The following is a 22,261-nucleotide window of genomic DNA, read 5'->3' on the forward strand; positions in this document are numbered from 1 at the left end:
GAGACAAGAAGCCCCGCCCGGATGATCCGGGCGGGGCTTCCGCGTTCGGGGGCCGCTCAGGCGGCGGGGTGCGCGGGGTGCTCCGCGCCGCTCCAGTCGCCCGTGCTGAGGTAGATGACCTTCTTGGCGATCGAGACCGCGTGGTCGGCGAAGCGCTCGTGGTAGCGGCTCGCGAGGGTCGCGTCGACGGTCGCGCCGGCCTCGCCCTGCCACGTGTCGCTGAGCACCTTCTCGAACACGCTCGCGTGCAGCTCGTCCACGTCGTCGTCGCTGTTGCGGATCTGGTCCGCGAGCGTCAGGTCGAACGTGCGAAGCAGCTCCGTGAGCGTGCGGGCGATCTGCACGTCGAGCTCGCCCATGCGCGTGAAGGTGCCCTTGAAGCCCTTGGGGATGGCGCGCTCGGGGTAGCGCGTGCGCGCCAGCTGGGCGATGTGCTCGGCGAGGTCGCCCATGCGCTCGAGTGACGCGCTGACGCGCAGCGCGGTGACGACGATGCGCAGGTCGCGGGCGACCGGCTGCTGCATCGCGAGGATCTCGATCGCGTGCTCGTCGAGGGCCAGGGCCAGCTCGTCGATCAGGCGGTCGTCGGCGATGACCTCCTCGGCGAGGGAGACGTCGCTGGTGGCGAACGAGCGGGTGGCCTTGTCGATCGCGATCGTGACCAGCTCCGCGATCTCGACGAGGCGCGCCTGCACGTCCTCGAGTGACTGATGGAAGACTTCGCGCATCGGGGACCTTTCGTGTGTCGCGAGGCGGCGGCACGCGGGGGCCGCGGCTGAGCACGCTTTGATGAGATTGTCCTCAGCGTAGGTGAACGACCGGTGCCGCAACGGTGAACAGTCCGGCGATGGCCCGCATCGTGAGCGGGATCCGTCCGGAACGGTGTTCGCCATGACTTTACTCTTGAGGCATGGACACGACGCAGCTCGCGCTGCTCGCCCTGATCTCGGGGGCGGTCATCGGCGCAGGGGCGTGCCTCATCGTCTTCGCGGCCCTGCGCGCGCGCGAGCGTGCGGCACGGCTCGCGGACGGCAGGATGCCCGAGGGCGTCACGTCCGTGCTGGACGCCATGGACGACGCCGCAGCGGTCGTCGACGCGTCGGGGCAGGTCGTCGCCACGTCGCCGTCGGCGCCGTGGCTGGGGATCGAGCCGGGCGCCCCGCTCGAGAACCCCGGCCTGCGCGAGCTCGTGAAGTCCGCGCGCTCCGGCGGCACGCAGACCGAGAACCTGCGCCTCACCAGGGGCCGGCTGGCCTCGGACACGCGGCTCGTGTCGGCCCGCGCGAGCCGGATCGGCGAGCGCCACACGCTCCTGATCGTGCGCGACCTGTCCGAGCAGGAGCGGCTCGAGCAGATGCGTCACGACTTCATCGCCAACACGAGCCACGAGCTCAAGACGCCCGTGGGCGCCATCTCGCTGCTCGCCGAGGCGATCGAGCTGGCCGCGGACGACGCCGCCCAGGTGCGGTCGTTCACGGCGCGCCTCTCGGCCGAGGCGGACCGCCTCGGCCGGCTGACGGGGCGCATCATGAACCTCTCGCGCCTGCAGGCCGCCGACGAGCTGACCGAGGTCGGCGACGTCGCGATCGACGAGGTCGTGACCGCCGCGGTCGAGGCCCACGTCGTGCAGGCCGGATCGGCGGACGTCGAGCTCGTGCGGGGCGGCGACCGGGGCCTCTACGTCCGCGGCGACGCGCAGATCCTGAAGGAGGCGATCGGCAACCTCATCGCCAACGCGATCGCGTACTCGCCCGGCGGATCCCGTGTGGGCGTGGGGGTGCGCGCGGTGGGCGACGTGGTCGAGATCGCCGTCACCGACCAGGGCATCGGCATCGCGGAGGCCGACCAGCACCGCGTGTTCGAGCGCTTCTACCGGGCCGACCAAGCCCGCTCGCGCCGCACCGGCGGCTCGGGCCTGGGGCTGTCGATCGTCAAGCACGCCGTGTCGCGGCACGGCGGCGAGGTCCGCCTCTGGTCGCAGCCCGGCCGCGGATCCACCTTCACCGTGCGCCTCCCGCTCAGCGAGGCGCCGGTCATCGAATCACCCGACAAGAACAGAAGGCGGAAGCCCGCGACCCCCGTCGTCGGCGCCGTCGCGAAGAAAGGCCGCTGATGACGCGTGTGCTCCTGGTCGAGGACGAGCCCGACCTCGCCGAACCCCTCGCCTACCTGCTCCGTCGCGAGGGCTACGAGGTCGAGATCGCGGAGGACGGTCCGGCGGCGCTCGCCGCGTACCGCGAGCGCGGCGCCGATCTTCTGCTGCTCGACCTGATGCTGCCCGGCATGCCCGGCACGGAGGTGTGCCGCCAGGTGCGGACCACCTCCAACGTGCCGATCATCATGCTCACGGCGAAGGACTCCGAGGTCGACATCGTCGTGGGCCTGGAGCTGGGTGCGGACGACTACGTCACCAAGCCCTACTCGGCCCGCGAGCTGCTGGCGCGCATGCGGGCGGTCCTGCGCCGCACGGCCGACGCGGAGGCCGAGCTGGACGAGCGCGTCCTGGAGGGCGGGCGGGTCACGCTCGACGTCGACCGCCACACGGTCGCCGTCGACGGCCAGCAGATCAACATGCCGCTCAAGGAGTTCGAGCTGCTCGAGGTGCTGATGCGCAACGCCGGCCGGGTGCTCACGCGCGGCCAGCTGATCGACCGGGTGTGGGGCAGCGACTACTTCGGCGACACCAAGACGCTCGACGTGCACATCAAGCGGATCCGCTCGCGCATCGAGCAGGTGCCGAGCGAGCCCGTCATGCTCGTCACGGTCCGCGGCCTCGGCTACCGCTTCGAGGGATGAGGGAACGGGAAAGGCCGCGAGGATCCGAGATCCTCGCGGCCTTTCCGCATGTCCGGGGGAGCGGCGGTCAGTGGCCGCCCTCTTCGCCCTCGGCGTGCTCGAGGTGCGAGCAATCGCTGTGCTCGCCGCCCGGCACGAGGTCGGCGAAGTGCTCGAGGCAGCCGTCGAGGACGGGCACCTCGGTCAGGACGCCCTCGGCGTCGCCCGACTGGAAGTAGACGGGGAGCGTGGCGCCCGGCTTGGTGTCGATGCCCTCGAGCAGCAGCGGCTCCTCGGTGCCGGCGCCGAGGCTGACGACCTCGCCCGCCGGGACGCGGACCGTCGCGGTGCCGCCGTCGAACTCGATGTTGAGCGTGGCGGAGGTGTCGGTGGTGTTCACGAGCGCGGCGACGAGGTTGCCGTCCGTGCCGTGATCGTCGGCGACGATGACCGCGTTGCGGACCTCGATCGCGGCGCCCTCGCTCTCCTCGACGTTCACGCCGTCCGAGGCCGAGTAGACGATGGTCGTGGCCTGATGCGTCATCGATGCGCAGCCGGTGGTGCCCAGTGCGATGACGCCGAGGGCGAGGGACGCGAGGATGCGGGAGTTCACGGAACCTCCAGGTCGAGCGGACCCCGCCGAGCTGCGGGCCCTGCGTGCCATTCTAGGGGGTCGCGCGCGTGCGCCCGATGCCCGGGTCCCCGGCGGCGGAGGAGGCGCGGCGGACTGGCGGGAAACGGCGTGTCGCTGCGGCCGATAAGGGTCGGCGAACCTTAGTGCATGGCCGACTGTGGTATCCTTGAAGTCGCCGAAAGGACACAATTCTATGCTTTTCGAGGTTGGCGAGACGGTCGTCTACCCCCATCACGGTGCGGCCACGATCACCGAAGTCAAGACCCGCGTCATCAAGGGCGAGGAGAAGGTCTACCTCAAGCTGAACGTCACCCAGGGCGATCTCGTGATCGAGGTGCCTGCGGAGAACGTCGACCTGGTCGGCGTTCGGGACGTCATCGGCCAGGACGGGCTCGACAAGGTCTTCGAGGTCCTGCGCGCCCCCTTCACCGAGGAGCCGACCAACTGGTCGCGCCGCTACAAGGCGAATCTCGAGAAGCTCGCCTCGGGTGACGTGATCAAGGTCAGCGAGGTCGTGCGCGACCTGTGGCGCCGCGACCAGGACCGCGGTCTGTCGGCGGGCGAGAAGCGCATGCTCGCGAAGGCCCGTCAGATCCTGATCTCCGAGCTCGCGCTCGCGGAGAAGACCGATGAGGAGAAGGCCGCGTCGGTTCTCGACGAAGTCCTCGCCTCGTAATCCCACACGCTCAACGGGCGCCGCTCCCCTCGGGAGGCGGCGCCCGTTAGCGTTGGAGCGTGACTCTCACTCCCACGCCGCGGATCGCGGTCGTCGTCGTCGCCGCCGGCTCCGGCACCCGCCTCGGGCTGGACGTCCCCAAGGCGTTCGTCGGCCTCGACGAGCACACCATCCTGCGCCACGCGCTGCGGTGCGTGTTCGCCGCACCGGCGGCCCAGGTCGTCGTGGTCGCGCCCGCGGGGCGCGAGGGCGAGGCGCTCACCGACGCCCGCGAGGCCGCAGGCGACCGGTCCGAGCTGGTGTCTGTCGTCACGGGCGGCACGACCCGCCAGGCCTCCGTGGCGGCCGGTCTGCACGCGCTGTGGCCGTCTGTCGAGGTCGTGCTGATCCACGACGCCGCGCGGGCCCTGACGCCCCCCGAGGTGTTCGCGCGCGTGATCGACGCGGTCGACCGCACCGGATGGGGCGTGGTGCCGGCGCTGCCGGTGGTCGACACGATCAAGCGCGTGGACGGCGACCGCATCGTCGAGGCCGTCGACCGGGCGCAGCTGGCGGCCGCCCAGACCCCGCAGGGCTTCCGGCGCGACGTGCTCGAGACCGCCTATGCGGTGGCCTCGCAGGAGTACACGGACGACGCGGCGCTGGTGGCCGCGGCGGGGCATCGCGTCGCGATCGTCGACGGCGACGCGCACGGGTTCAAGATCACGACCCCCGCGGATCTCGACCGCGCCCGCGCGATCGCCGCGCCCGTCGCACCCGTCGAGACCGGGCTGGGCCCGCGTCCCTCCGGCCCGCGCGTCGGTGTCGGCACGGACGTCCACGCGTTCGGAGGCGAGGGTGCGCTGTGGCTCGCCGGCCTCGAGTGGCCGGGGGAGCCGGCGCTGTCGGGCCACTCGGACGGCGACGCCGTCGCGCACGCGATCGTCGACGCGCTGCTGTCGGCCGCCGGGCTGGGCGACATCGGCACGCACTTCGGCACGTCCCGCCCGGAGTTCGCGGGCGCCCACGCCGACGCGTTCCTCGCCCGCACCCGCGCGCTGCTGGGGGAGGCCGGATGGTCCATCGCCAACGTGGCCGTCCAGATCCAGTCGAACCGACCCAAGCTGGCGCCGCGGCGCGCGGAGGCCGAGGCGGCGCTGTCGGCTGCTCTCGGAGGCGCCCCCGTCTCGCTCTCGGCCACGACGACCGACGGGCTCGGCTTCACGGGCGCGGGGGAGGGTGTGCAGGCCTTCGCGGTGGCGCTCATCCAGCCCGCCTGACACCGAACCCGGGAACGCGAGACGGGCGCCGGACCGGATGGTCCGACGCCCCTCTCGCGTGAGCGCGTCAGGCGCGCGGCTCGAAGCTCGTGCCCTGCACCAGGCGCGCCGCGGGGGCGGGCGCCTCGGCCGAGCGCGGGTCGAACGACACCACCGTGACGGCGTTGTCGCCCTCGGCCACGATGGGCCACGGCACGTACAGGCTCGTCTGCGGTCCGGCGATGTCGAACCGCCCCAGGCAGAAGCCGTTCACGAACGCGACGCCCCGGTCGACGCCGTCGATCGCGAGGCGCGCGTCGCCGCGGCGCTGCGAGCGAAGGAGCCCGTGAACGCGAGCGGCGCGACCGCGTCGAGCGCGGCGGCGTCCTCGTCCTCCCATGGCGCGAGCGCGTGCAGGTCGTCCAGGCGCGCGGTCCGGCTCGTGAAGCCGTGAACCAGCTGGCGCTCGTGCATGACCTGGCCGGTGATGCCCTTGCGCTCGCCGACCATCGGTCCGTAGTTGACGCGGCCGAGCGAGTCCACGACCAGATCGATGCGCACGGCGGAGCCGGCCGGGATCTCGGGCAGGTCCACGGAGAGCTCGGTGCCGGCGCCCGCGCCGACCAGGCGCCCGTCGGCGTTCGCCTCGCGCGGGCCGCGGAGCTCGGCGGTGTGGATCGCCACGCCCTGGTCCAGGCCCAGATCCTCGAACTGGGGGACGTACGGAGTGCGGACCGCGCCACTCGCCGCGAGCGCGGACCCCGTGGCCGGGGAGAGCGCGATCGTCGCCTCGTCGAGCCACGGCAGGGGCTCCGGGACGTCGGGCACCTCGGATTCGTCGCCCGCGGACGCGCGGAACTCGAGCAGCGCCTCACGGAAGAGGCGGTACTTCTCGGTCGGCTCGCCGCGCTCGTCGATCGGGCGTCGTAGTCGTAGCTCGTGATGGTCGGCTGGAGGTCCTCGTCGTGCAGGGGACCGCCGCGGTTCGCGCCGGCCCACGGGCCGAAGTTGGTGCCCCCTGCGCCATGTAGAGGTTGACGGAGGCGCCGGCGCCCAGGATGTCGCGGAGTACCTGCGCGGCATCGGCGGCGTCGCGCTCGGTGTGCTTCTCTCGGCGGTCTCGGCGCTGTCGATCTTCCAAGCGTCGCCCTCGACCGAGGCCCAGGTGGCGCCGTGCTGCCACGCAAGCGCGGCGTACAGGGCCGGGTCGCCCAGCGTGGTCGCGCCGATGCGGACGTTCGGGTCGGCGGCCTTGACGGCCTCCGCGGCGGCGACGTGCTCGTCCCACGTGGTGGGGACCTCGACGCCGTACTGCTCGAACAGGTCGGCGCGGCAGAAGAAGGACAGCACGCCCATGTCGAGCGGCACCGACCAGGTCGAGCCGGCGAACTGCGTCCGAGGGGCGCGTGCGCCGCTCGCACGGCGGCGTCTCGCGCGTGGAGCAGCGTGCGGCGGATCGCCGCCCCGGCGGCACGTACGGTCTCGTGATGCCGCACGCCGAGTACTACTTCGGCGCGGTCATCGACGGGATCCGGGCCGCGGCCGCCGAGGCCGGCACGCGCCTGACGCTCGGTGTCTCGGCGTACGACCTGCGCGTCGAGCGCCGACTGGTCGAGGGGCTGGTCGCGCGCGGCGCGGACGGTCTGATGATCGCCCCGACCCCCGACTTCGACACGGGCGAGCTCAGCGACGAGACGCAGGAGTGGCTCGAGTCCATCCCGCTTCCGATCGTGCTGGTCGAGCGCCCGGTCCGCCCGGGCGGCCGCGCGTCGCAGTTCGACGGAGTGTGCTCCGCGCACGGCGTCGGGGCCGCGAACGCGGTGCGCCACCTGGTCGAGCTCGGGCACACGCGGATCGCGCTGGTCGCGGTGAAGGGCCCGAACACGCCCCTCGTCGCCGACGGCTACCGCGACGCGATCGCGCACTGCGGCGTGGAGTCGGTGGGGGAGGCGTACGAGAACCTCGCCGACCTGTCCGCCCTCGACGCCGAGGTCGCGTCGCTGATCGAGCGCGGCGCCACCGGCCTCCTGATCCTCAACGACCAGCTCGCGATGCGGCTGCTCGGGCGCCTCGAGGCCTTCGGGCGCCGCGTCCCCGACCGGCTGTCGGTGGTCTGCTACGACGACATCAGCGCGGAGCTGGCCCAGCCGGCGCTCACGGCCGTGGCCCCGCAGAAGGAGCAGGTCGGACGCCGGCCGTTCGCGCTTCTGGCGAACCGGGTCGCGCGCGGCTCGGAGGCGGGCGGCGTACAGCATGTGGCGCTCGTGCCGGAGCTGCGCGTGCGCGACTCCACGCGCGTCCCCGCCTGAGCGGCCCGTCCGGACGAGTCGCGCGTCAGAGCGTGCGCGTCATGAATGTGGACAGCGGGTCCTCGGCGTAGCCGTCGAACGGACCGCACTCCACGAAGCCCTCCGCCGCGTACAGGCGGCGCGCGGGGATGAACCCGTCGTCGCTGCCGGTCTCGAGCCACAGCGAGGACAGGCCGCCGGCGCGCGCCTCCGCCACGATGTGGCGCAGGAGCGCCCGGGCCACGCCGCGTCCGAGGAACGCGTCGGCCGTGCGGAACGACTTGAGCTCGCCGCGGTCCGACGGCGCGCCGTGCGTGTCCCGCAGGCGCTTGAGGGCGGCGATGCCGGCGATCCGCTCGTCGATCCACGCGCTCCAGACCGTGACGTCCGGGGAGCACAGGGCATCGAGATCCAGGGCGTGGACGCTCTCGGCCGGCGTGTTGGCGTGCATCTGCGCGTGGTGGTGCGCGATCAGCGCGCGCGTCGGCTCGCCCGACAGGTCGTCGATCCGGATCTCGATGCCGGCGGACATCAGCCCTCCACCGCGAACGGCTCGGGATCGCGCGGTGCGCGCGAGCCCCACGCCAGCAGCGCCAGCCCGGCGCCCAGCACCACCAGTCCGAGCACCGAGAGCGGGGCGAGGCGTTCGGCAAGCACCACGACGCCCAGGATGCTCGCGGTCAGCGGCTCGGCCAGGGTGAGCGTCGCGGCGGTCGCCGCCTTCAGCCCGCCCAGGCCCGACGTGAACAGGGCGTAGGCCGCCGCGATGGTGGCGAGGCCGAGCCACAGCGCCATGCCCGCGCCGGCGGGATCCGTCAGCCAGGCGACATCCGTGAACGGCAGCGCGACCAGCGCGATCGCGGCGGAGCCGCCGCCCATCCCTCCGACCACCGTGAGCGGATGCCATCCGGCGTCGAGCAGCCGGCGCTGCGCGACGGCGATCACGGCGAACGACGCGCCCGCCCCGAGCGCCGCGGCGATGCCGACCGCGTCCGCGGAGCCCCCCGCGCTGCCCCCGAAGCCGAGGAGGGCGACGCCGAGCGTCGACAGCGCCGTGGCGGAGCCCCACAGCAGGCCCGGCGCCTTGCGGGTCAGCGCCCACTCGAGCAGGCCCGCGAGGACGGGTGCCGATCCCAGGGCGATGACCGTGCTGACGGCGACGCCGTTGAGCGACGTGCCGAGGAAGAACAGCGGCTGGTACACGAACAGCGACACGGCGGTGGCGGCCATGAGCGCCACGGCCCCCGGGGTCAGCCGGGGACGGGGCGCATCCGGCCGGCGCGCACGGCGGCGTCGCGCCGCGATCGCGGTGACGAGCGCGAGCGCCGTGCCGCCGATCAGGAGGCGCATCACCCCGACCGAGAAGGGGGTGGTGTCGTCCGGGCCGAGGGCCTGCGCGGTGCCCGTGGTGCCGAACAGCAGGGCCGCCACGAGCACGGCGATCACGGCGGGTCCGGATGCGGGGGAGGGCACGCTCTCGATTCTGTCCCATGTGAGACCGCTCCCCGCGCCACGAGGTCGCCGCGACACCGGGGGTTTCCCATCCCGCACGTCCTAGGCTTGACGCGTGACCGTCCGCATCTACGACTCCCGCGCCCAGGCCCTGCGCGACTTCGTCCCGCTCATCCCCGGGAACGTGACGATGTACGTGTGCGGCCCCACCGTGCAGTCGGGCCCGCACGTCGGTCACCTCCGCGGAGCGCTCGCGTTCGATCTGCTGCGGCGCTGGCTCGCGCACCGCTTCGGCCGCGTCACGCTCGTCCGCAACGTCACCGACATCGACGACAAGGTCCTCGACAACGCGACGCCCGACGAGCCCTGGTGGGCCCTGGCGTACCGCGTCGAGCAGGAGTTCTCCGCGGCATATGCCGCGATCGGCATCCTCCCTCCCACGTACGAGCCGCGCGCGACCGCGTCCATCCCGCAGATGCAGGAGATCATCGCGCGACTGATCGAGCGCGGACACGCGTACGCCTCGGCGGGCGACGTGTACTTCGACGTGCGCTCGTGGCCGGAGTACGGCTCGCTCACGCGCCAGTCGCTCGACGCCATGGAGCCGGCCGCCGACGCGGATCCGCGCGGCAAGCGCGACCCGCGTGACTTCGCCCTGTGGAAGGGCGCCAAGCCCGACGAGCCCGCGGATGCCACGTGGGACTCCCCGTGGGGACCGGGCCGCCCCGGCTGGCACATCGAGTGCTCCGCGATGTCCCGCCGGTACCTCGGACCCGAGTTCGACATCCACGGCGGCGGCCTCGACCTGCGCTTCCCGCACCACGAGAACGAGATCGCCCAGTCGACCGCCGCGGGCGACGCGTTCGCGCGCTTCTGGGTGCACAACGGGCTCGTCACGGTCGAGGGCCAGAAGATGTCGAAGTCGCTCGGCAACTTCACGCTCGCGGCCGACCTGCTCGAGCGGCGTCCCGCGCCCGTCATCCGCTACGCGCTGGCCGCCGCCCACTACCGCTCGAACCTCGACATCTCGGATCGCGCGCTCGACGAGGCCGCCTCGGCCCTCGAGCGCATCACGGGCTTCCTCGAGCGCGCCGCGCGCACGCTGGGAGACCCGGATGCCGCCGCCGACGTCCCCGAGGCGTTCGGCGCCGCCATGGACGACGACCTCGGGATCCCCCAGGCGCTCGCCGTGGCGCACGACGTCGTGCGGGCCGGGAACACGGCCCTCGACGCGGGCGACCGCGACGCCCTGCGCGCCGCCTATGACGGCGTGGCCGCCATGGTCCGCGTGCTCGGCCTCGACGCGGTCGCGGCGGAGCAGGGCGCGTCGCGGTCGGACGCCGCGCTCGCGGCGCTCGTCGACGCGCTGATCTCGCAGCGCGCCGAGGCCCGCGCATCCAAGGACTGGGCGAGCGCCGACCGCATCCGCGACCTGTTCGCGGCCGCGGGCGTCGCCCTCGAAGACACAACTGACGGAACAGTCTGGAGTATCAATGGTTAAGCCTGGCCGCCCCGGCGCAAGCCGCGGGAAGAAGAAGGGCCCCGTCAAGGGCACCGGCGGTCACAGCCGCAAGGCGCTCGAGGGCAAGGGGCCCACCCCGAAGGCCGAGGACCGCGTCTATCACGTGGCCCACAAGCGCAAGCAGGCCGCGGAGCGTCTCGCCGCGAAGCGCGGCCAGACGCAGAAGCCCACGCGCGCGCCGCGCGCCAAGGGGGACAGCGACATCGAGTTCGTCACCGGCCGCAACTCGGTGCTCGAGGCGCTGCGTGCCAAGATCCCCGCGACGGCCTTCTACATCGCCCAGCGCGTGGAGATGGACGACCGCGTCAAGGAGATGCTCGCGATCGCCAAGAACCGCGAGATCCCGATGCTCGAGGTGACGCGCCCCGAGCTCGACCGCATGGCGGGCTTCGACGGCGTGCACCAGGGCGTCGCGCTCAAGGTGCCCCCGTACGAGTACGCGCACCCGCAGGATCTGCTCGAGGAGATCATCGAGAGCGGTCGGACGCCGCTGCTGGTGGCGCTGGACGGCGTCACCGACTCGCGCAACCTGGGCGCGATCGTCCGCTCGACCGCCGCGTTCGGCGGCCAGGGCGTGATCATCCCGCAGCGCCGTTCGGCGGGCATGAACTCCGGCGCCTGGAAGACGAGCGCCGGCGCCGCGGCCCGCATCCCGGTCGCGATGGCGACGAACCTGACCTCGATGCTGAAGGACTTCAAGAAGCAGGGCGTGTTCGTGCTCGGGCTCGACGGCGACGGCGACGTGTCGCTCCCGCAGCTCGCGCTGGCCGACCGCCCGGTCGTCGTGGTGGTGGGCAGCGAGGGCAAGGGCCTGTCGCGCCTGGTCACCGAGACGTGCGACCAGATCGTCTCGATCCCGATCTCGTCGGCGACCGAGTCGCTCAACGCCGGCATCGCCGCGTCGGTCGCGCTCTACCAGATCGCCACCGTCCGGGCGGCGCAGGAGTAGTCTCCGGAGCGGCCGGGAATCACGGATCCATCCACCCGGTTGCAGTGCTCGGAACATCCACCCCGAGGAAAGGGAGCCCATGGCCCGCATCGCCGTCATCGGAGGCACCGGCTACGCCGGCGGCCACATCGTGAAGGAGGCCGCGGAGCGCGGCCACACCGTCGTCTCGGTCGCCCGCAAGGTGCCGTCGACCCGCGTCCCGGGGGTGACCTACCTCGAGGGCTCGCTGCTCGACGCCACCAGCCTCGCCGCGGAGCTCGTCGGCGTGGACGCGGTCGTCGTGACCGTGGCGCCGCGCGGCGACATGGAGGGGCGCGTGCGCGGGGGCATCGCGCAGCTCGCGGAGGCTCTGCCGGAGGGCACCCGCCTCGGCGTGATCGGCGGCGCGGGCGGCAGCCTGGTGGCCGAGGGCGGCCCCCGTCTGGTCGACGCGGGATCCTTCCCCGACGAGTTCAAGCCCGAGGCGCTCGAGATGATCGGCGTGCTCGACGACCTGAAGGCGTCGGACGAGGGCCTCGACTGGTTCTTCGTGCACCCGGCCGCGGGCTTCGGCGGCTTCGCGCCCGGCGAGCGCACCGGCTCGTACCGCACGGGCGGCGAGGTGCTCGTGACGGGCGAGGACGGCCAGTCCTACATCTCGGGCGACGACTTCGCGATCGCGGTCGTCGACGAGATCGAGAACCCGCGCCACCGCCGCACGAACTTCACGGTCGGCTACTGATCCGACCTCGCCACTGGCGCGGCCTCAGACGAGGTCGCGCCAGTCGCGTTCCGGCGACAGGGTCCCCGTGGGCGCCGTGAGCGTCTCGGTCAGCGGCCCCATGATCGTGGCCTCGTCGCGGCGGTGGCGCAGCACGTCGCCGATGTAGCTCGTCAGGACCTCCGCGAGGGGCACGGAGGCCTCGCGCTTCTCCTCCAGGAACCACCGGTGCTCGAGCACCTGGTGGTAGACCTCGGCGGGCTCCAGCTTGGCGCGCAGCTCGAACGGGATGGCCCTCACGACCGGCTCGAAGGCCTCGGTCAGCCACTCGTGCGCGGCCAGCTCCTCCTCATCCTCCGAGCGCCCGGAGCGCACGCGGAACTCGTCGAGGTCGTTGAGCAGGCGGCGCGCCTGGTTCTCTTCGACGTCCAGGCCCGTGAGCCGGATGAGCCGGCGCGTGTGGTGACCGGCGTCCACGACCTTCGGCTGAATGGACACGCGTGTTCCGTCGCCCGTGGTCTTGATGGCCATCTCGTCGATGTCGAAGCCCAGCTCGTTGAGGTGGCGCACCCGCTCGGTGATGCGCCACGCCTCGCTGACCGAGAAGGTCTGCTGCTCGTGCAGCGCCCGCCACAGCGCGCGGTACGCCGACACGATGCCGTCGGCGACCGCGACCGGGTCGACGCCGCCCTCGAGGCGGCCGCTCGCCGCGAGGTCCATGATCTCGCCCGCGATGTTGGTGCGGGCGAGGTCCAGGTCGTGCTCCCGCTGACCGTCCGTCAGCCCGTTCTCGTGCAGCTCGCCCGTCTCGGCGTCCACGAGATACGCCGCGAACGCGCCGGCGTCGCGGCGGAACAGCGTGTTCGACAGCGACACGTCGCCCCAGTAGAAGCCCACGTTGTGCAGCCTCACGAGCAGCAGCGCGAGCGCATCCACCAGGCGGGTGGCGGTGTCGGGCCGCAGCGCGTGCGTGAACAGCGCGCGGTAGGGCATGGAGAACTGCAGGTGCGCGGTCACGAGCGCGGCCGGCAGGGGAGTGCCGTCCTCGGTCGCACGGCCCGCGATGACGGCGACGCGGCGCACGCACGGCACATCCAGCCGGTGCAGGCTCCCGAGCATCTCGTACTCGCGCTGGGCCATGGCCGCGGTGGTCTCCTTGACCGCCACGACATGCCCCGACAGCTCACTGAACCGCACCACGTGGCGCGAGATGCCCTTGGGCAGCTTGACGATCGCGCTGGCGGGCCAGTCCTCGAGGCGCGTGCTCCAGGGCAGGGTGAGCAGCTGCGGGTCGAACTCGGCCGCCGTGATGTGCAGGGACTCCGACACGGTTCTCCAGGGGACGGGGACGGGGACGGGGGCGGGAAAGCGGGACGGCGCGGACGGATCCGAGGATCCGCCCGCGCCGCCGGGATCGCGAGGGGTCAGTGCGCGTGGACCGCGGGCGTCAGGCGCTCGCCGGTCTCGAGGTCGAACGCGTGCACGTGGTCCGGACGCGGCGCCAGGACGACCGTCTCGCCCGCGTGCGGGTGGACGCGGCCGTCGACGCGCGCGACGATGTCGGTGCGCTTGCCCTCGATCTCCGAGTGGCCGTACAGGTAGCCGTCGGCGCCGAGCTCCTCGACGAGGTCGACGACGACCTGGAGGCCCTGGCCGTCGGCGGGCGACACGATGATGTCCTCCGGGCGGACGCCGATGGTGACCTCCGAGCCGTGGGCCTTGGCCAGCGAGCCGGCCTGGACGCCGACGACCTTGGTGCCGAAGCGGACGCCGCCCTCGGCGATCTCCGCCGGGAACAGGTTCATGGCGGGCGAGCCGATGAAGCCGGCGACGAAGACGTTGGCGGGCTTCTCGTACAGGTCGCGCGGCGTGCCGACCTGCTGCAGGATGCCGTCCTTCAGCACCGCGATGCGGTCGCCCATCGTGAGGGCCTCGGTCTGGTCGTGCGTGACGTAGACCGTGGTGACGCCGAGGCGGCGCTGGAGCGACGCGATCTGCGTGCGGGTCTGGACGCGGAGCTTGGCGTCGAGGTTCGACAGCGGCTCGTCCATGAGGAACACCTGCGGCTCGCGGACGATCGCGCGGCCCATGGCGACGCGCTGACGCTGACCACCCGAGAGGGCCTTCGGCTTGCGGTTCAGGTAGGGCTCGAGGTCGAGCAGCTTGGCCGCCTCCTGCACGCGCTTGGCGCGCTCGTCCTTGCTGACGCCGGCGATCTTGAGCGCGAAGCCCATGTTCTCGGCGACGGTCATGTGCGGGTACAGCGCGTAGTTCTGGAACACCATCGCGATGTCGCGGTCCTTCGGCGGGACGTCCGTGACGTCGCGGTCGCCGATGCGGATGGCACCGTCGTTGACCTCCTCGAGGCCGGCGAGCATGCGCAGCGAGGTGGACTTGCCGCAGCCCGAGGGGCCGACCAGGACGAGGAACTCGCCGTCGCCGATCTCGAGGTTCAGCTTGTCGACCGCGGGACGCGTGCCGCCCGGGTAGAGGCGCGTGGCGTTGTCGAAAGTGACCGAGGCCATTTCTTCTCCTTCACCGGCAGGTACGTGCCGGACGATCCGTAGTGATGGATGCGACGGCCGCAGCCGCCGCAGACCCGCCGTTGGGTCTGGATCAGTATGGCATGCCCCGGGCGCGGTGCCGTGCGCCGGGCGTGTCGCGCGACCCGCGGGCCTCCCGGGATGGCCGTCCCGTCTGGGTTTCTCCCAGCCGCCCTGACTAGCATCGAGGGCGTTGTCGCCGCGCTCTGCGGCTGACCTGATCCACCTTCGAGAGGTTGCATGTCGAGCGACGAGACGGGCCAGACGCCCGCATCCGGCCCCGCAGCGGACCCGCGTGAGGACGATTCTCGCGGCCGTCGTGAGGCCGTCCGCGAGAAGGCGCAGCAGGTCAAGGCGCGGCAGTCGCGCAACCGCGTTCTGCGCCGGTCGGCGATCGTGCTGGCCGTCGTCGCCGCCGTCGCGGCCATCGCCTTCGCGGTGACCAGCGTGGTCGTTCCGACGATGACCGCCCCGACTCAGAACCCGACGGGTCTCGTGCACGACGGCGTCGTGGTCGACCAGGCGATGCTGCAGGCCGGCGAGCGCGACGCCGAGCAGACCGAGGAGCCCGCGGAGACCCCGGCGCCCGAGGAGACCCCGGGCGCCGAGCCGATCGCGATCCACGTCTACGTCGACTACCTCTCGCAGGGCGCGGGGGACTTCCAGCGCGTGAACCAGGCGCAGCTGACCCAGTGGGTCGAGCAGGGCGCCGTCGAGCTGGTGTACCACCCGGTCGCGCTGCTGACCTCGAAGTCCAACGGCACCAAGTACTCGCAGCGCGCGGCGGGCGCCGCCGCGTGCGTGTTCGAGCACGCGCCCGAGGCGTTCCCCGCCTTCAACCACGAGCTGCTCACCAACCAGCCCGCGGTCGACAGCGACGGCTACGCCGACTCGGAGCTCGCCGACCGCGCGATCGCGACCGGCGCCGAGGACACCAAGACGGTCCGCGCCTGCATCGAGGACGAGGACTACTTCGCGTGGGCCCGCGAGGCGACCGAGCGCGCGCTCAACGAGCCGCTGCCCGGCACCGACGGGGTCACGCTCACGGGTGCGCCCATGATCCTGGTGAACGGCGAGCCCTACGTCGGCTCGCTCGACAAGCCCGAGGAGTTCGCGGCGTTCCTGCTCGCGGTCGACAGCGAGGCGTACCTCCAGACCGCCGCGCCCGAGGAGCCCGAGGGCGAGTCCGAGGGGGAGTGACCCCTCCGGGGCGCGGCCCCGCTCGGTATGCTCGACTGGTCCTCGCGGACAGTCGCCGGCTTAGCTCAGTTGGTAGAGCACCTGTCTTGTAAACAGGGGGTCATCGGTTCGAACCCGGTAGCCGGCACCACACTCCCCCTCTCGCGTCGGTCCGCGCCGGATCGTCCGGTAGCATCGACGCACTCGATCACCCACCGAGTCGCGGCCGTTCCCCGCGTCGGGCCGACCCCCGTCGCGTCGGCGGTCCTCCACGACCCGCTTCAATGACGAAGGGTGATCCGCATGACCCGCGTGCACATCCGCGAGTTCCACCACGACGACACCGACGCCTTCCTCCGTCTCTGGGAGATCGGCCTCAACGAGGGGTACGAGCCCGTGTACGGGCTCTCCGAGGTGCTGGCGTCCCTCCGTCAGGACGAGGCCGTCGCGGCCGTCGTCGGCGACGAGGTGATCGGCGTCGCGGTCGGTCGCGCGGCGCACGAGCAGGGCTGGGTCGTGTACGTCGGCGTGGATCCCGCGCACCGCGGCGGCGGCGTCGCCGCGCAGCTGCTGTCCGCGCTCGAGCGGCGCCTCGCCCAGCACGACCTCGGCAAGATGTCGGCGCTGATCCCGGAGTCCGGCGCAGGCCTCGACGCGTTCCTCGCGCAGGGCTTCGAGCTGAAGTCCAGTCTGCGCTACGCCGAGCGCCGCATCCCCGTGCAGGGCCGCGACCTGGCACTGCTGCGCGAGCTCGGCGGCCGGCAGCTCTCGCGCGGGCTGTGGGAGGCCGTGGCGGGCATGACGCTCGAGAAGTCGCTGCTCGAGCGGCGCCTCGTGATCCCGCTCGCCCAGCCGGACCTCGCGGACCGATACGGCGTCGTGCCGCCCCGCGCCGTGATGCTGTTCGGCCCGCCCGGCACCGGCAAGACCACGTTCGCGAAGGCCGTGGCCTCGCGGCTGGAGTGGCCGTTCGTCGAGGTCTTCCCCTCGCGGCTGGCGGCCGAGCCCGGCGGCCTCGCCGCCGGGCTGCGCGAGACGTTCGAGCGGATCGGCGAGCTGCAGCACGCGGTGGTGTTCATCGACGAGGTGGAGGAGATCGCGGCCCGCCGGCAGGGCGACCCGCCCTCGCCGCTGCAGGGCGTGACGAACGAGCTGCTCAAGATCATCCCGGAGTTCCGCGACCGGGCCGACCGGCTGCTGATCTGCGCGACGAACTTCATCCGCGCGCTCGACCCGGCCTTCCTGCGTCACGGCCGTTTCGACTACGTCATCCCGATCGGGCTCCCGGACGACGCGGCGCGCGCCGCGATCTGGGCCGGGAGCATCCCCGAGGCCGCGGAGGACATCGACATCGCGGCCCTGGTGCGGGCCTCGGAGGGGCTCACGCCCGCGGACATCCAGTTCGCGGCGCGCAAGGCGGCGCAGGAGGCCCTGGAGCGCGCGCTCGCGGGCGGCGACGGCGCCGCGCAGTCGACCGAGGACTACCTCGACGCGCTGCGCGCCACCCGCGCGACCGTCTCGCCCGAGGTCATCGCGGAGTTCGTGGAGGACACCCGGCTGCTCGCGCGGACCTGAGCGTCAGTGCTCGGGCGGTGCGAACAGCCGCTCCCAGCTCCTCAGGTCGGTCGACAGGAGCACGCCGCGCTGATCCGCCAGGACGATCCCGTCGTCGGGGGTCGTCGTCAGGGCGCCGCTCGTGCCGCGGTACTCGGGCCCGGTCGTCCACTCGCCGTCGGCGCCTTGATAGACGATCCGCCCGTCGACCCCCGTGCCCACGAGGCGCCCGTCGGCGAAGGCCGCGATGAGGCCCATCCTCGGTGCACCCGGCACCGGCCGGAAGGTCGCTCCGGCGTCGGTGCTCACGAGCAGCCCGCCCGAGCTTGTGGCGTACACGGTGTCGGGCAGTCCGGGAGCGACCAGGATGTCCCACGCGTCGATGCCGATGCCCTCGCGCCAGGTCCGGCCGGCATCGTCGGACCGATGGAGCACGCCGAAGGCGTTCACGTAGATGCGCCGGGGATCGACGTCGCTGACGGACAGGTCGTGGAAGTCGGCCTCGCCCGGGAACGCGACGTTCTGCCAGGTGGCGCCGCGGTCGTCGGAGCGGATCAGCCCGAGATTGCCCGCTCCGAAGTGATCGGGGCTGTTCGCGCCCGGATGCCCCGAGGCGTAGAACGCGCCGCCCGCGATCGTGAAGCCCATCGCGTCGAAATCGTTCCCGGCGATGGGGCCGGACAGGTCGGCGTCCTTGTCGAGGCGGTCGAGCAGGTACAGGCCGCCGTGGGTGGCGACGACCAGCTCGCCGGTCTGCGGGACGACGGCGAGGCCGTGGATGTGCTGGAGCGCGCGGGCGGTCGCGTGGTCGTCGGCGGGGGAGCAGGCGGTCAGCAGGGAGGTGAGCGCGATCAGGGCGAGCGCGGCGCGCCCGAAGGCGGGGGCGGAGGTCATGGGAGGCTTTCGGGTTGGGACGGACGGGGGCGGCGTCGGTGGCCGCCGGTGAGGCGGCCACCGACGGCTCAGCGGGCGTCGAGCATGCCCCGCATCTCGGCGATCTCGGCGGTCTGGTCGGCGATGATCCGCTCGGCGAGCGCGAGCGCATCCGGGTTCTCGCCGTCCGCCAGCTGCGTCTCGGACATCGCGATCGCGCCCTCGTGGTGCACGATCATCTGCTCGAGGAACAGGGTCGACGCCTCGGCGCCGGCCGCCTCCTCGAGCGCGGCCATGTCATCCTCCGACATCATGCCGTCGCCGTGGTCCATGCCGCCGTGCCCGGCGTCGTGACCCCACGGCGCGAGCCACTGCTCCATGGTCTCGATCTCGGGTCCCTGCGCGGCCTTGATGCGCTCGGCGAGCGCGGCGACCTCGGGGTCGACGCCGTCCTTGGCCAGCAGCAGGTCCGACATGTCGACGGCCTGCTGGTGGTGGGCGATCATCCCGGTCGCGAACGCCACGTCGGCGTCGTCGAACGTCGCCGCGGACGCCGCGGGGGTCGCCGGCGAGGCCGAGTGGCCGCCGGAGTGGCCGGTCGTGCCCGTGCCGGTGCATCCGGCGAGCGTCAGGGCGGCGGCCAGCAGGCCGGCCCCGAGGGTGAGCGTGCGGATCTTCATGGTGTTCTCCTCAGGTCGTGGCGAGGGCGCGCGGCGCCCGGGGTCTGCGGGGGCAGGCCCGTCACGTGCGACTGATGGAGAGGATGGTGAGATCGGGCGGGGTCGGCTCCGCGGGCACCGCGACGGAGGAGGGCGGGGGTGACCCCGGGCGGACCGCCCGGGAGACCCAGGCGGGGCGGATCGAGAGCACCAGCGCCGCGACGAGCAGGGCGAGGACACACGCCATGAGCGTCATCGGGTCCGGCGTGCCGCCGCAGTCGCCGCATGGCTCGTCGCTCCCGTCCTGCGGGGTGCGGTGCACGGCGTCGTGCCCGGTGTCGTGCGCCTCGCTCTGCGCGGCGGCGCTGGAGGAGGTCTCCGGCGCGACGGCGGGCGCATGATGGGTCGTCCCGGTGCTGAACACGTGCATGCCGAGCAGGCCCACGAGCACCGCGACGACCGCGAGCGCGCCGAGGAGGAGGGCGCGGACGGCTGTCGCGCGCGGGCGCAGCGCCCGGCCCAGCGACATCAGGCTCATCGTGCGCCTCCTCTCGACATCAGCCTACGAGCGCACCGGCGTGGCGGCCGATCCGCGGCCGGCCGACGTGACGGGCTCGGGGCGCAGGTCCAGGCGGCGCAGGAGCTGCGCGTTGAGCGCGACGACGATCGTCGACAGCGACATCAGCACCGCCCCGACCGACATGGGCAGCACGAAGCCGAACGGCGCGAGCACTCCCGCGGCCAGGGGCACCGAGATGAGGTTGTAGCCGGCGGCCCACCACAGGTTCTGGCGCATCTTGCGGTAGCTCGCGCGCGACAGCTCGATCACCGAGATCACGGACCGGGGGTCGTCGCTGACGAGGATCACGCCCGCGGAGGCGATCGCGACATCCGTGCCGGCGCCGATCGCGATGCCGACGTCCGCCTGCGCGAGCGCGGGAGCGTCGTTCACGCCGTCGCCCACCATCGCGACGCGGCGGCCCTCGCGCTGCAGCTCGCCGACCTTGGAGGCCTTGTCCTCGGGGCGCACGCCCGCGAAGAACCGGTCGATGCCCAGCTCCGCGGCGACCGCCGCCGCGACCGCCTCGGCGTCGCCCGTGATCATGACGACCTGGACGCCGCGGGCATGGAGCGCACGGACGGCCTCGCGGGACTCGGCGCGGACCTCGTCGGCCAGGCGCAGGGCGCCCGCCACCGCGCCGTCGACCAGGACGTGCAGGATGATCGCGCCTTCCGCGCGCCACTCGTCCGCGATCGGCAGCTCGCCCGCGCCCTCTTGGGTGAGCAGGTGAGGCCCGCCGACCTGGACCACGCGGCCGTCGACCACCGCGCGCACGCCGACCGCGGGCGAGGACGAGAAGTCCGTGGCCCCGGGGACGCGGAGCGACCGCTCGGCGGCGGCCTGCACGATCGCGCGCGCGAGCGGATGCTCGGAGTCGGCCTCGGCTGCGGCCGCGAGCGCGAGCAGCGCGTCGGGGTCCGTGCCCTGGGACGGATGCACGGCCGTGACGGCGGGCGCGCCCTTGGTGAGCGTGCCGGTCTTGTCGAACAGCACGGTGTCGACCGTGCGCATGCTCTCCAGGGCCAGGCGGTCCTTGACGAGCACGCCGCCGCGCGCCGCCCGCTCGGTCGCGATGGACACGACGAGCGGGATCGCCAGCCCCAGCGCGTGGGGGCACGCGATCACGAGCACCGTGATCGTGCGCACGACGGCCTGGTCGGGCATCCCGAGCAGCGTCCACACGACGGCCGTGATCGCGCCCGCGATCAGCGCGAACCAGAACAGCCATCCGGCGGCGCGGTCGGCCAGGCGCTGAGCGCGCGACGACGACCGCTGCGCCTCGGTCACCAGCCGCTGGATGCCGGCGAGCGCGGTGTCGTCGCCGATCGCGGTGATCTCGACGCGCAGGCCGGAGTCGGTCGCGACCGTGCCCGCGACGACGAGATCGCCCTCGCCGCGGCGCACGGGGCGGGATTCGCCCGTGATCATGGACTCGTCCATGCTCGCCGAGCCCTGTGCGATGCGCCCGTCGGCGGGGATCCGGCCACCGGGGCGCACGATGACCAGGTCGCCGACCCGGAGCTCGACCGGCGCGACGGTCCGCACCGCATCGCCGTCGACGCGCTCGGCCTCGTCGGGCAGGAGCGCCGCGAGGGAGTCGAGCGCCGAGGTGGTCTGCGCGAGCGAGCGCATCTCGAGCCAGTGACCCAGCAGCATGATCGCGATCAGAAGGGCCAGCTCCCACCAGAAGTCGAGCTCGTGGTGCAGGATGCCGAGGCTCGCGCCCCACGACGCGACGAACGCGACCGTGATGGCCAGCCCGATCAGGAGCATCATGCCCGGCTGCCGCGCGCGCAGCTCGGCCACCGCTCCCGTGAGGAACGGCGCGCCGCCCCACGCGTACATCACCGTGCCGAGCACGGGGGAGACCCAGCCGACCCACGCCGCGTCGGGCAGGGAGTAGCCGAGCAGCATGGCGAACATCGGGGAGAACGCGACCACCGGCACGGCGAGCGCCAGCATGATCCAGAACAGGCGGCGGAAGCGCCCGACGTGATCGCCGTGGCCGGCGTGGTCCGTACCGGCGTGGTCCATGGTGCCGTGGCCGGTGTGATCCTTGGGCCCGTGACCGGCGTGGTCCACGGCGGGCGCCTCGGCGACGGCTTCGCGGGCGCCGTGCGCCCCGGCGTGTCCCTCGTGGTGGTGATGGTCGTCGTGCGGGTGATCCTGCGTGTTCATGAGAACCTCCTCAGGGTGCCGCCGTCGGCGGCGGGTGCGGGACGGCGCCGGCCCGCGAATCAGGCGGAGCGGCCCGCGATCGTGTAGCCGGCCTCGTCCACGGCCGCGGCGACCGCTTCGGCGTCGAGTGGGGCGTCGCTGTCGACCGTGACGGTCGATACGCCGCCCGCGACCAGGTCGACGGACACGCGCTGGACGCCGGGAAGGGCGCTCAGCTCCTCCGTCACGCTGGAGACGCAGTGCGAGCAGGTCATGCCCTCGACCTGCAGCGTCGTGGTGGCGGCCGGCTCCTGGGCGGGAGCGGCGGCCTGCGCGGCGCCCGTGGCGCAGCATGCGCATCCGGCGTTCGCGTCCTTGAGTCCGAGCTCGATCGCTTCCTTCGCCATGACGTGTCCCTTCGACGATGTGCGGTGGCGACACCCATGATACATACCCCCGGGGGGTATGGGAACCGGCTGGCCGGATTGCGGACTCGCCGC

22 protein-coding genes, 1 tRNA gene and 1 pseudogene are annotated in these 22,261 nt (G+C 72.9%); 11 read left to right on the forward strand and 13 right to left on the reverse strand.

Annotation, left to right across the window (positions count from 1 at the left end; genetic code table 11):
• Positions 1-56 precede the first annotated feature (56 nt).
• Positions 57-728 (reverse strand): phosphate signaling complex protein PhoU, encoded by a 672-nt coding sequence (gene phoU / locus B5M43_RS08260; protein ID WP_055993821.1) that lies wholly within the window; start codon positions 726-728, stop codon positions 57-59.
• 182 nt (positions 729-910) lie between these two features.
• Between phoU and B5M43_RS08265 the strand changes: the two genes are divergently transcribed.
• Entirely contained in the window at positions 911-2,113 is a 1,203-nt protein-coding gene (locus tag B5M43_RS08265) for a cell wall metabolism sensor histidine kinase WalK (protein WP_134746042.1), read from the forward strand.
• Positions 2,113-2,796, forward strand: a complete 684-nt coding sequence (locus B5M43_RS08270) for a response regulator transcription factor (RefSeq protein WP_134746043.1) — start codon at positions 2,113-2,115, stop codon at positions 2,794-2,796. Before B5M43_RS08265 ends, B5M43_RS08270 begins: the two co-directional genes overlap by 1 nt.
• Positions 2,797-2,863: 67 nt before the next feature.
• On the opposite strand, the gene B5M43_RS08275 is transcribed toward B5M43_RS08270, so the two are convergent.
• Complete coding sequence (locus tag B5M43_RS08275; protein ID WP_205829499.1) at positions 2,864-3,388, reverse strand: DNA modification methylase; 525 nt, start codon at positions 3,386-3,388, stop codon at positions 2,864-2,866.
• A gap of 214 nt (positions 3,389-3,602) precedes the next feature.
• Here B5M43_RS08275 and B5M43_RS08280 point away from each other — a divergent pair, with 214 nt between their 5' ends.
• Both B5M43_RS08280 and ispD read left to right on the forward strand, forming a co-directional pair.
• Positions 3,603-4,085 carry a CarD family transcriptional regulator gene (locus B5M43_RS08280; RefSeq protein ID WP_055993827.1) on the forward strand — a complete coding sequence of 161 codons (483 nt, stop codon included), beginning with the start codon at positions 3,603-3,605 and terminating at the stop codon, positions 4,083-4,085.
• 59 nt (positions 4,086-4,144) lie between these two features.
• Positions 4,145-5,344 carry a 2-C-methyl-D-erythritol 4-phosphate cytidylyltransferase gene (ispD, locus tag B5M43_RS08285; protein WP_134746044.1) on the forward strand — a complete coding sequence of 400 codons (1,200 nt, stop codon included), beginning with the start codon at positions 4,145-4,147 and terminating at the stop codon, positions 5,342-5,344.
• Between the two features lie 67 nt (positions 5,345-5,411).
• Here ispD and B5M43_RS08290 read toward each other — a convergent pair whose 3' ends face one another.
• Together B5M43_RS08290 and B5M43_RS08295 are read right to left on the reverse strand one after the other, a co-directional pair.
• Positions 5,412-5,597, reverse strand: coding sequence for a hypothetical protein (locus tag B5M43_RS08290; RefSeq protein WP_134746045.1), 186 nt, complete (start codon positions 5,595-5,597; stop codon positions 5,412-5,414).
• Positions 5,594-6,697 (reverse strand): annotated as a pseudogene (locus B5M43_RS08295) (extracellular solute-binding protein); the annotation flags it as partial. The pseudogene B5M43_RS08295 and the gene B5M43_RS08290, both read right to left, overlap by 4 nt.
• A 32-nt stretch (positions 6,698-6,729) precedes the next feature.
• Between B5M43_RS08295 and B5M43_RS08300 the strand changes: the two are divergent.
• Positions 6,730-7,632 (forward strand): LacI family DNA-binding transcriptional regulator, encoded by a 903-nt coding sequence (locus B5M43_RS08300; RefSeq protein WP_134746047.1) that lies wholly within the window; start codon positions 6,730-6,732, stop codon positions 7,630-7,632.
• 25 nt (positions 7,633-7,657) lie between these two features.
• Here the strand turns inward: B5M43_RS08300 and B5M43_RS08305 are convergent, their stop codons facing one another.
• Together B5M43_RS08305 and B5M43_RS15320 are read right to left on the reverse strand one after the other, a co-directional pair.
• A complete protein-coding gene (locus B5M43_RS08305; protein WP_134746048.1) occupies positions 7,658-8,143 on the reverse strand; it encodes a GNAT family N-acetyltransferase in 486 nt (161 codons plus the stop codon).
• A complete protein-coding gene (locus tag B5M43_RS15320) occupies positions 8,143-9,084 on the reverse strand; it encodes a DMT family transporter (protein WP_230667824.1) in 942 nt (313 codons plus the stop codon). Before B5M43_RS15320 ends, B5M43_RS08305 begins: the two co-directional genes overlap by 1 nt.
• Positions 9,085-9,178: 94 nt before the next feature.
• On the opposite strand from B5M43_RS15320, the gene cysS reads away from it, so the two are divergent.
• From cysS to B5M43_RS08325, 3 genes are all read left to right on the forward strand, one after another.
• The gene (gene cysS, locus B5M43_RS08315) at positions 9,179-10,564 is read left to right on the forward strand and encodes a cysteine--tRNA ligase (protein WP_134746049.1); all 1,386 of its coding nucleotides are present in this window, start codon (positions 9,179-9,181) and stop codon (positions 10,562-10,564) included.
• A complete protein-coding gene (rlmB, locus tag B5M43_RS08320; protein ID WP_134746050.1) occupies positions 10,557-11,534 on the forward strand; it encodes a 23S rRNA (guanosine(2251)-2'-O)-methyltransferase RlmB in 978 nt (325 codons plus the stop codon). Before cysS ends, rlmB begins: the two co-directional genes overlap by 8 nt.
• Positions 11,535-11,613: 79 nt before the next feature.
• Positions 11,614-12,255, forward strand: a complete 642-nt coding sequence (locus B5M43_RS08325; RefSeq protein WP_055993852.1) for an NAD(P)-dependent oxidoreductase — start codon at positions 11,614-11,616, stop codon at positions 12,253-12,255.
• Positions 12,256-12,279: 24 nt separating this feature from the next.
• Here the strand turns inward: B5M43_RS08325 and B5M43_RS08330 are convergent, their stop codons facing one another.
• Entirely contained in the window at positions 12,280-13,563 is a 1,284-nt protein-coding gene (locus tag B5M43_RS08330; protein ID WP_134746051.1) for a DUF4032 domain-containing protein, read from the reverse strand.
• A gap of 95 nt (positions 13,564-13,658) precedes the next feature.
• A complete protein-coding gene (locus B5M43_RS08335; protein ID WP_134746052.1) occupies positions 13,659-14,759 on the reverse strand; it encodes an ABC transporter ATP-binding protein in 1,101 nt (366 codons plus the stop codon).
• Between the two features lie 258 nt (positions 14,760-15,017).
• Here B5M43_RS08335 and B5M43_RS08340 point away from each other — a divergent pair, with 258 nt between their 5' ends.
• From B5M43_RS08340 to B5M43_RS08350, 3 genes are all read left to right on the forward strand, one after another.
• A complete protein-coding gene (locus B5M43_RS08340; protein ID WP_055993861.1) occupies positions 15,018-15,977 on the forward strand; it encodes a thioredoxin domain-containing protein in 960 nt (319 codons plus the stop codon).
• A 54-nt stretch (positions 15,978-16,031) separates the two neighbouring features.
• Positions 16,032-16,107 (forward strand) — tRNA-Thr (locus B5M43_RS08345).
• Between the two features lie 152 nt (positions 16,108-16,259).
• On the forward strand, positions 16,260-17,531 hold the full coding sequence (locus tag B5M43_RS08350) for an ATP-binding protein (protein ID WP_055993895.1): 1,272 nt from the start codon (positions 16,260-16,262) through the stop codon (positions 17,529-17,531).
• Positions 17,532-17,534: 3 nt separating this feature from the next.
• On the opposite strand, the gene B5M43_RS08355 is transcribed toward B5M43_RS08350, so the two are convergent.
• From B5M43_RS08355 to B5M43_RS08375, 5 genes are all read right to left on the reverse strand, one after another.
• Positions 17,535-18,404 (reverse strand): F510_1955 family glycosylhydrolase, encoded by an 870-nt coding sequence (locus B5M43_RS08355; protein ID WP_134746053.1) that lies wholly within the window; start codon positions 18,402-18,404, stop codon positions 17,535-17,537.
• 68 nt (positions 18,405-18,472) lie between these two features.
• Positions 18,473-19,063: a DUF305 domain-containing protein gene (locus B5M43_RS08360; protein ID WP_134746054.1), complete on the reverse strand. Its 591-nt coding sequence runs from the start codon at positions 19,061-19,063 to the stop codon at positions 18,473-18,475.
• Between the two features lie 61 nt (positions 19,064-19,124).
• Complete coding sequence (locus tag B5M43_RS08365) at positions 19,125-19,580, reverse strand: DUF6153 family protein (protein WP_134746055.1); 456 nt, start codon at positions 19,578-19,580, stop codon at positions 19,125-19,127.
• A 24-nt stretch (positions 19,581-19,604) separates the two neighbouring features.
• Positions 19,605-21,782, reverse strand: coding sequence for a heavy metal translocating P-type ATPase (locus tag B5M43_RS08370; protein ID WP_134746056.1), 2,178 nt, complete (start codon positions 21,780-21,782; stop codon positions 19,605-19,607).
• Between the two features lie 59 nt (positions 21,783-21,841).
• Complete coding sequence (locus B5M43_RS08375) at positions 21,842-22,168, reverse strand: heavy-metal-associated domain-containing protein (protein WP_134746057.1); 327 nt, start codon at positions 22,166-22,168, stop codon at positions 21,842-21,844.
• Between the last annotated feature and the right edge of the window lie 93 nt (positions 22,169-22,261).

The sequence above is a fragment of the Microbacterium sp. MEC084 genome (assembly GCF_004514465.2).
Classification (GTDB): domain Bacteria; phylum Actinomycetota; class Actinomycetes; order Actinomycetales; family Microbacteriaceae; genus Microbacterium.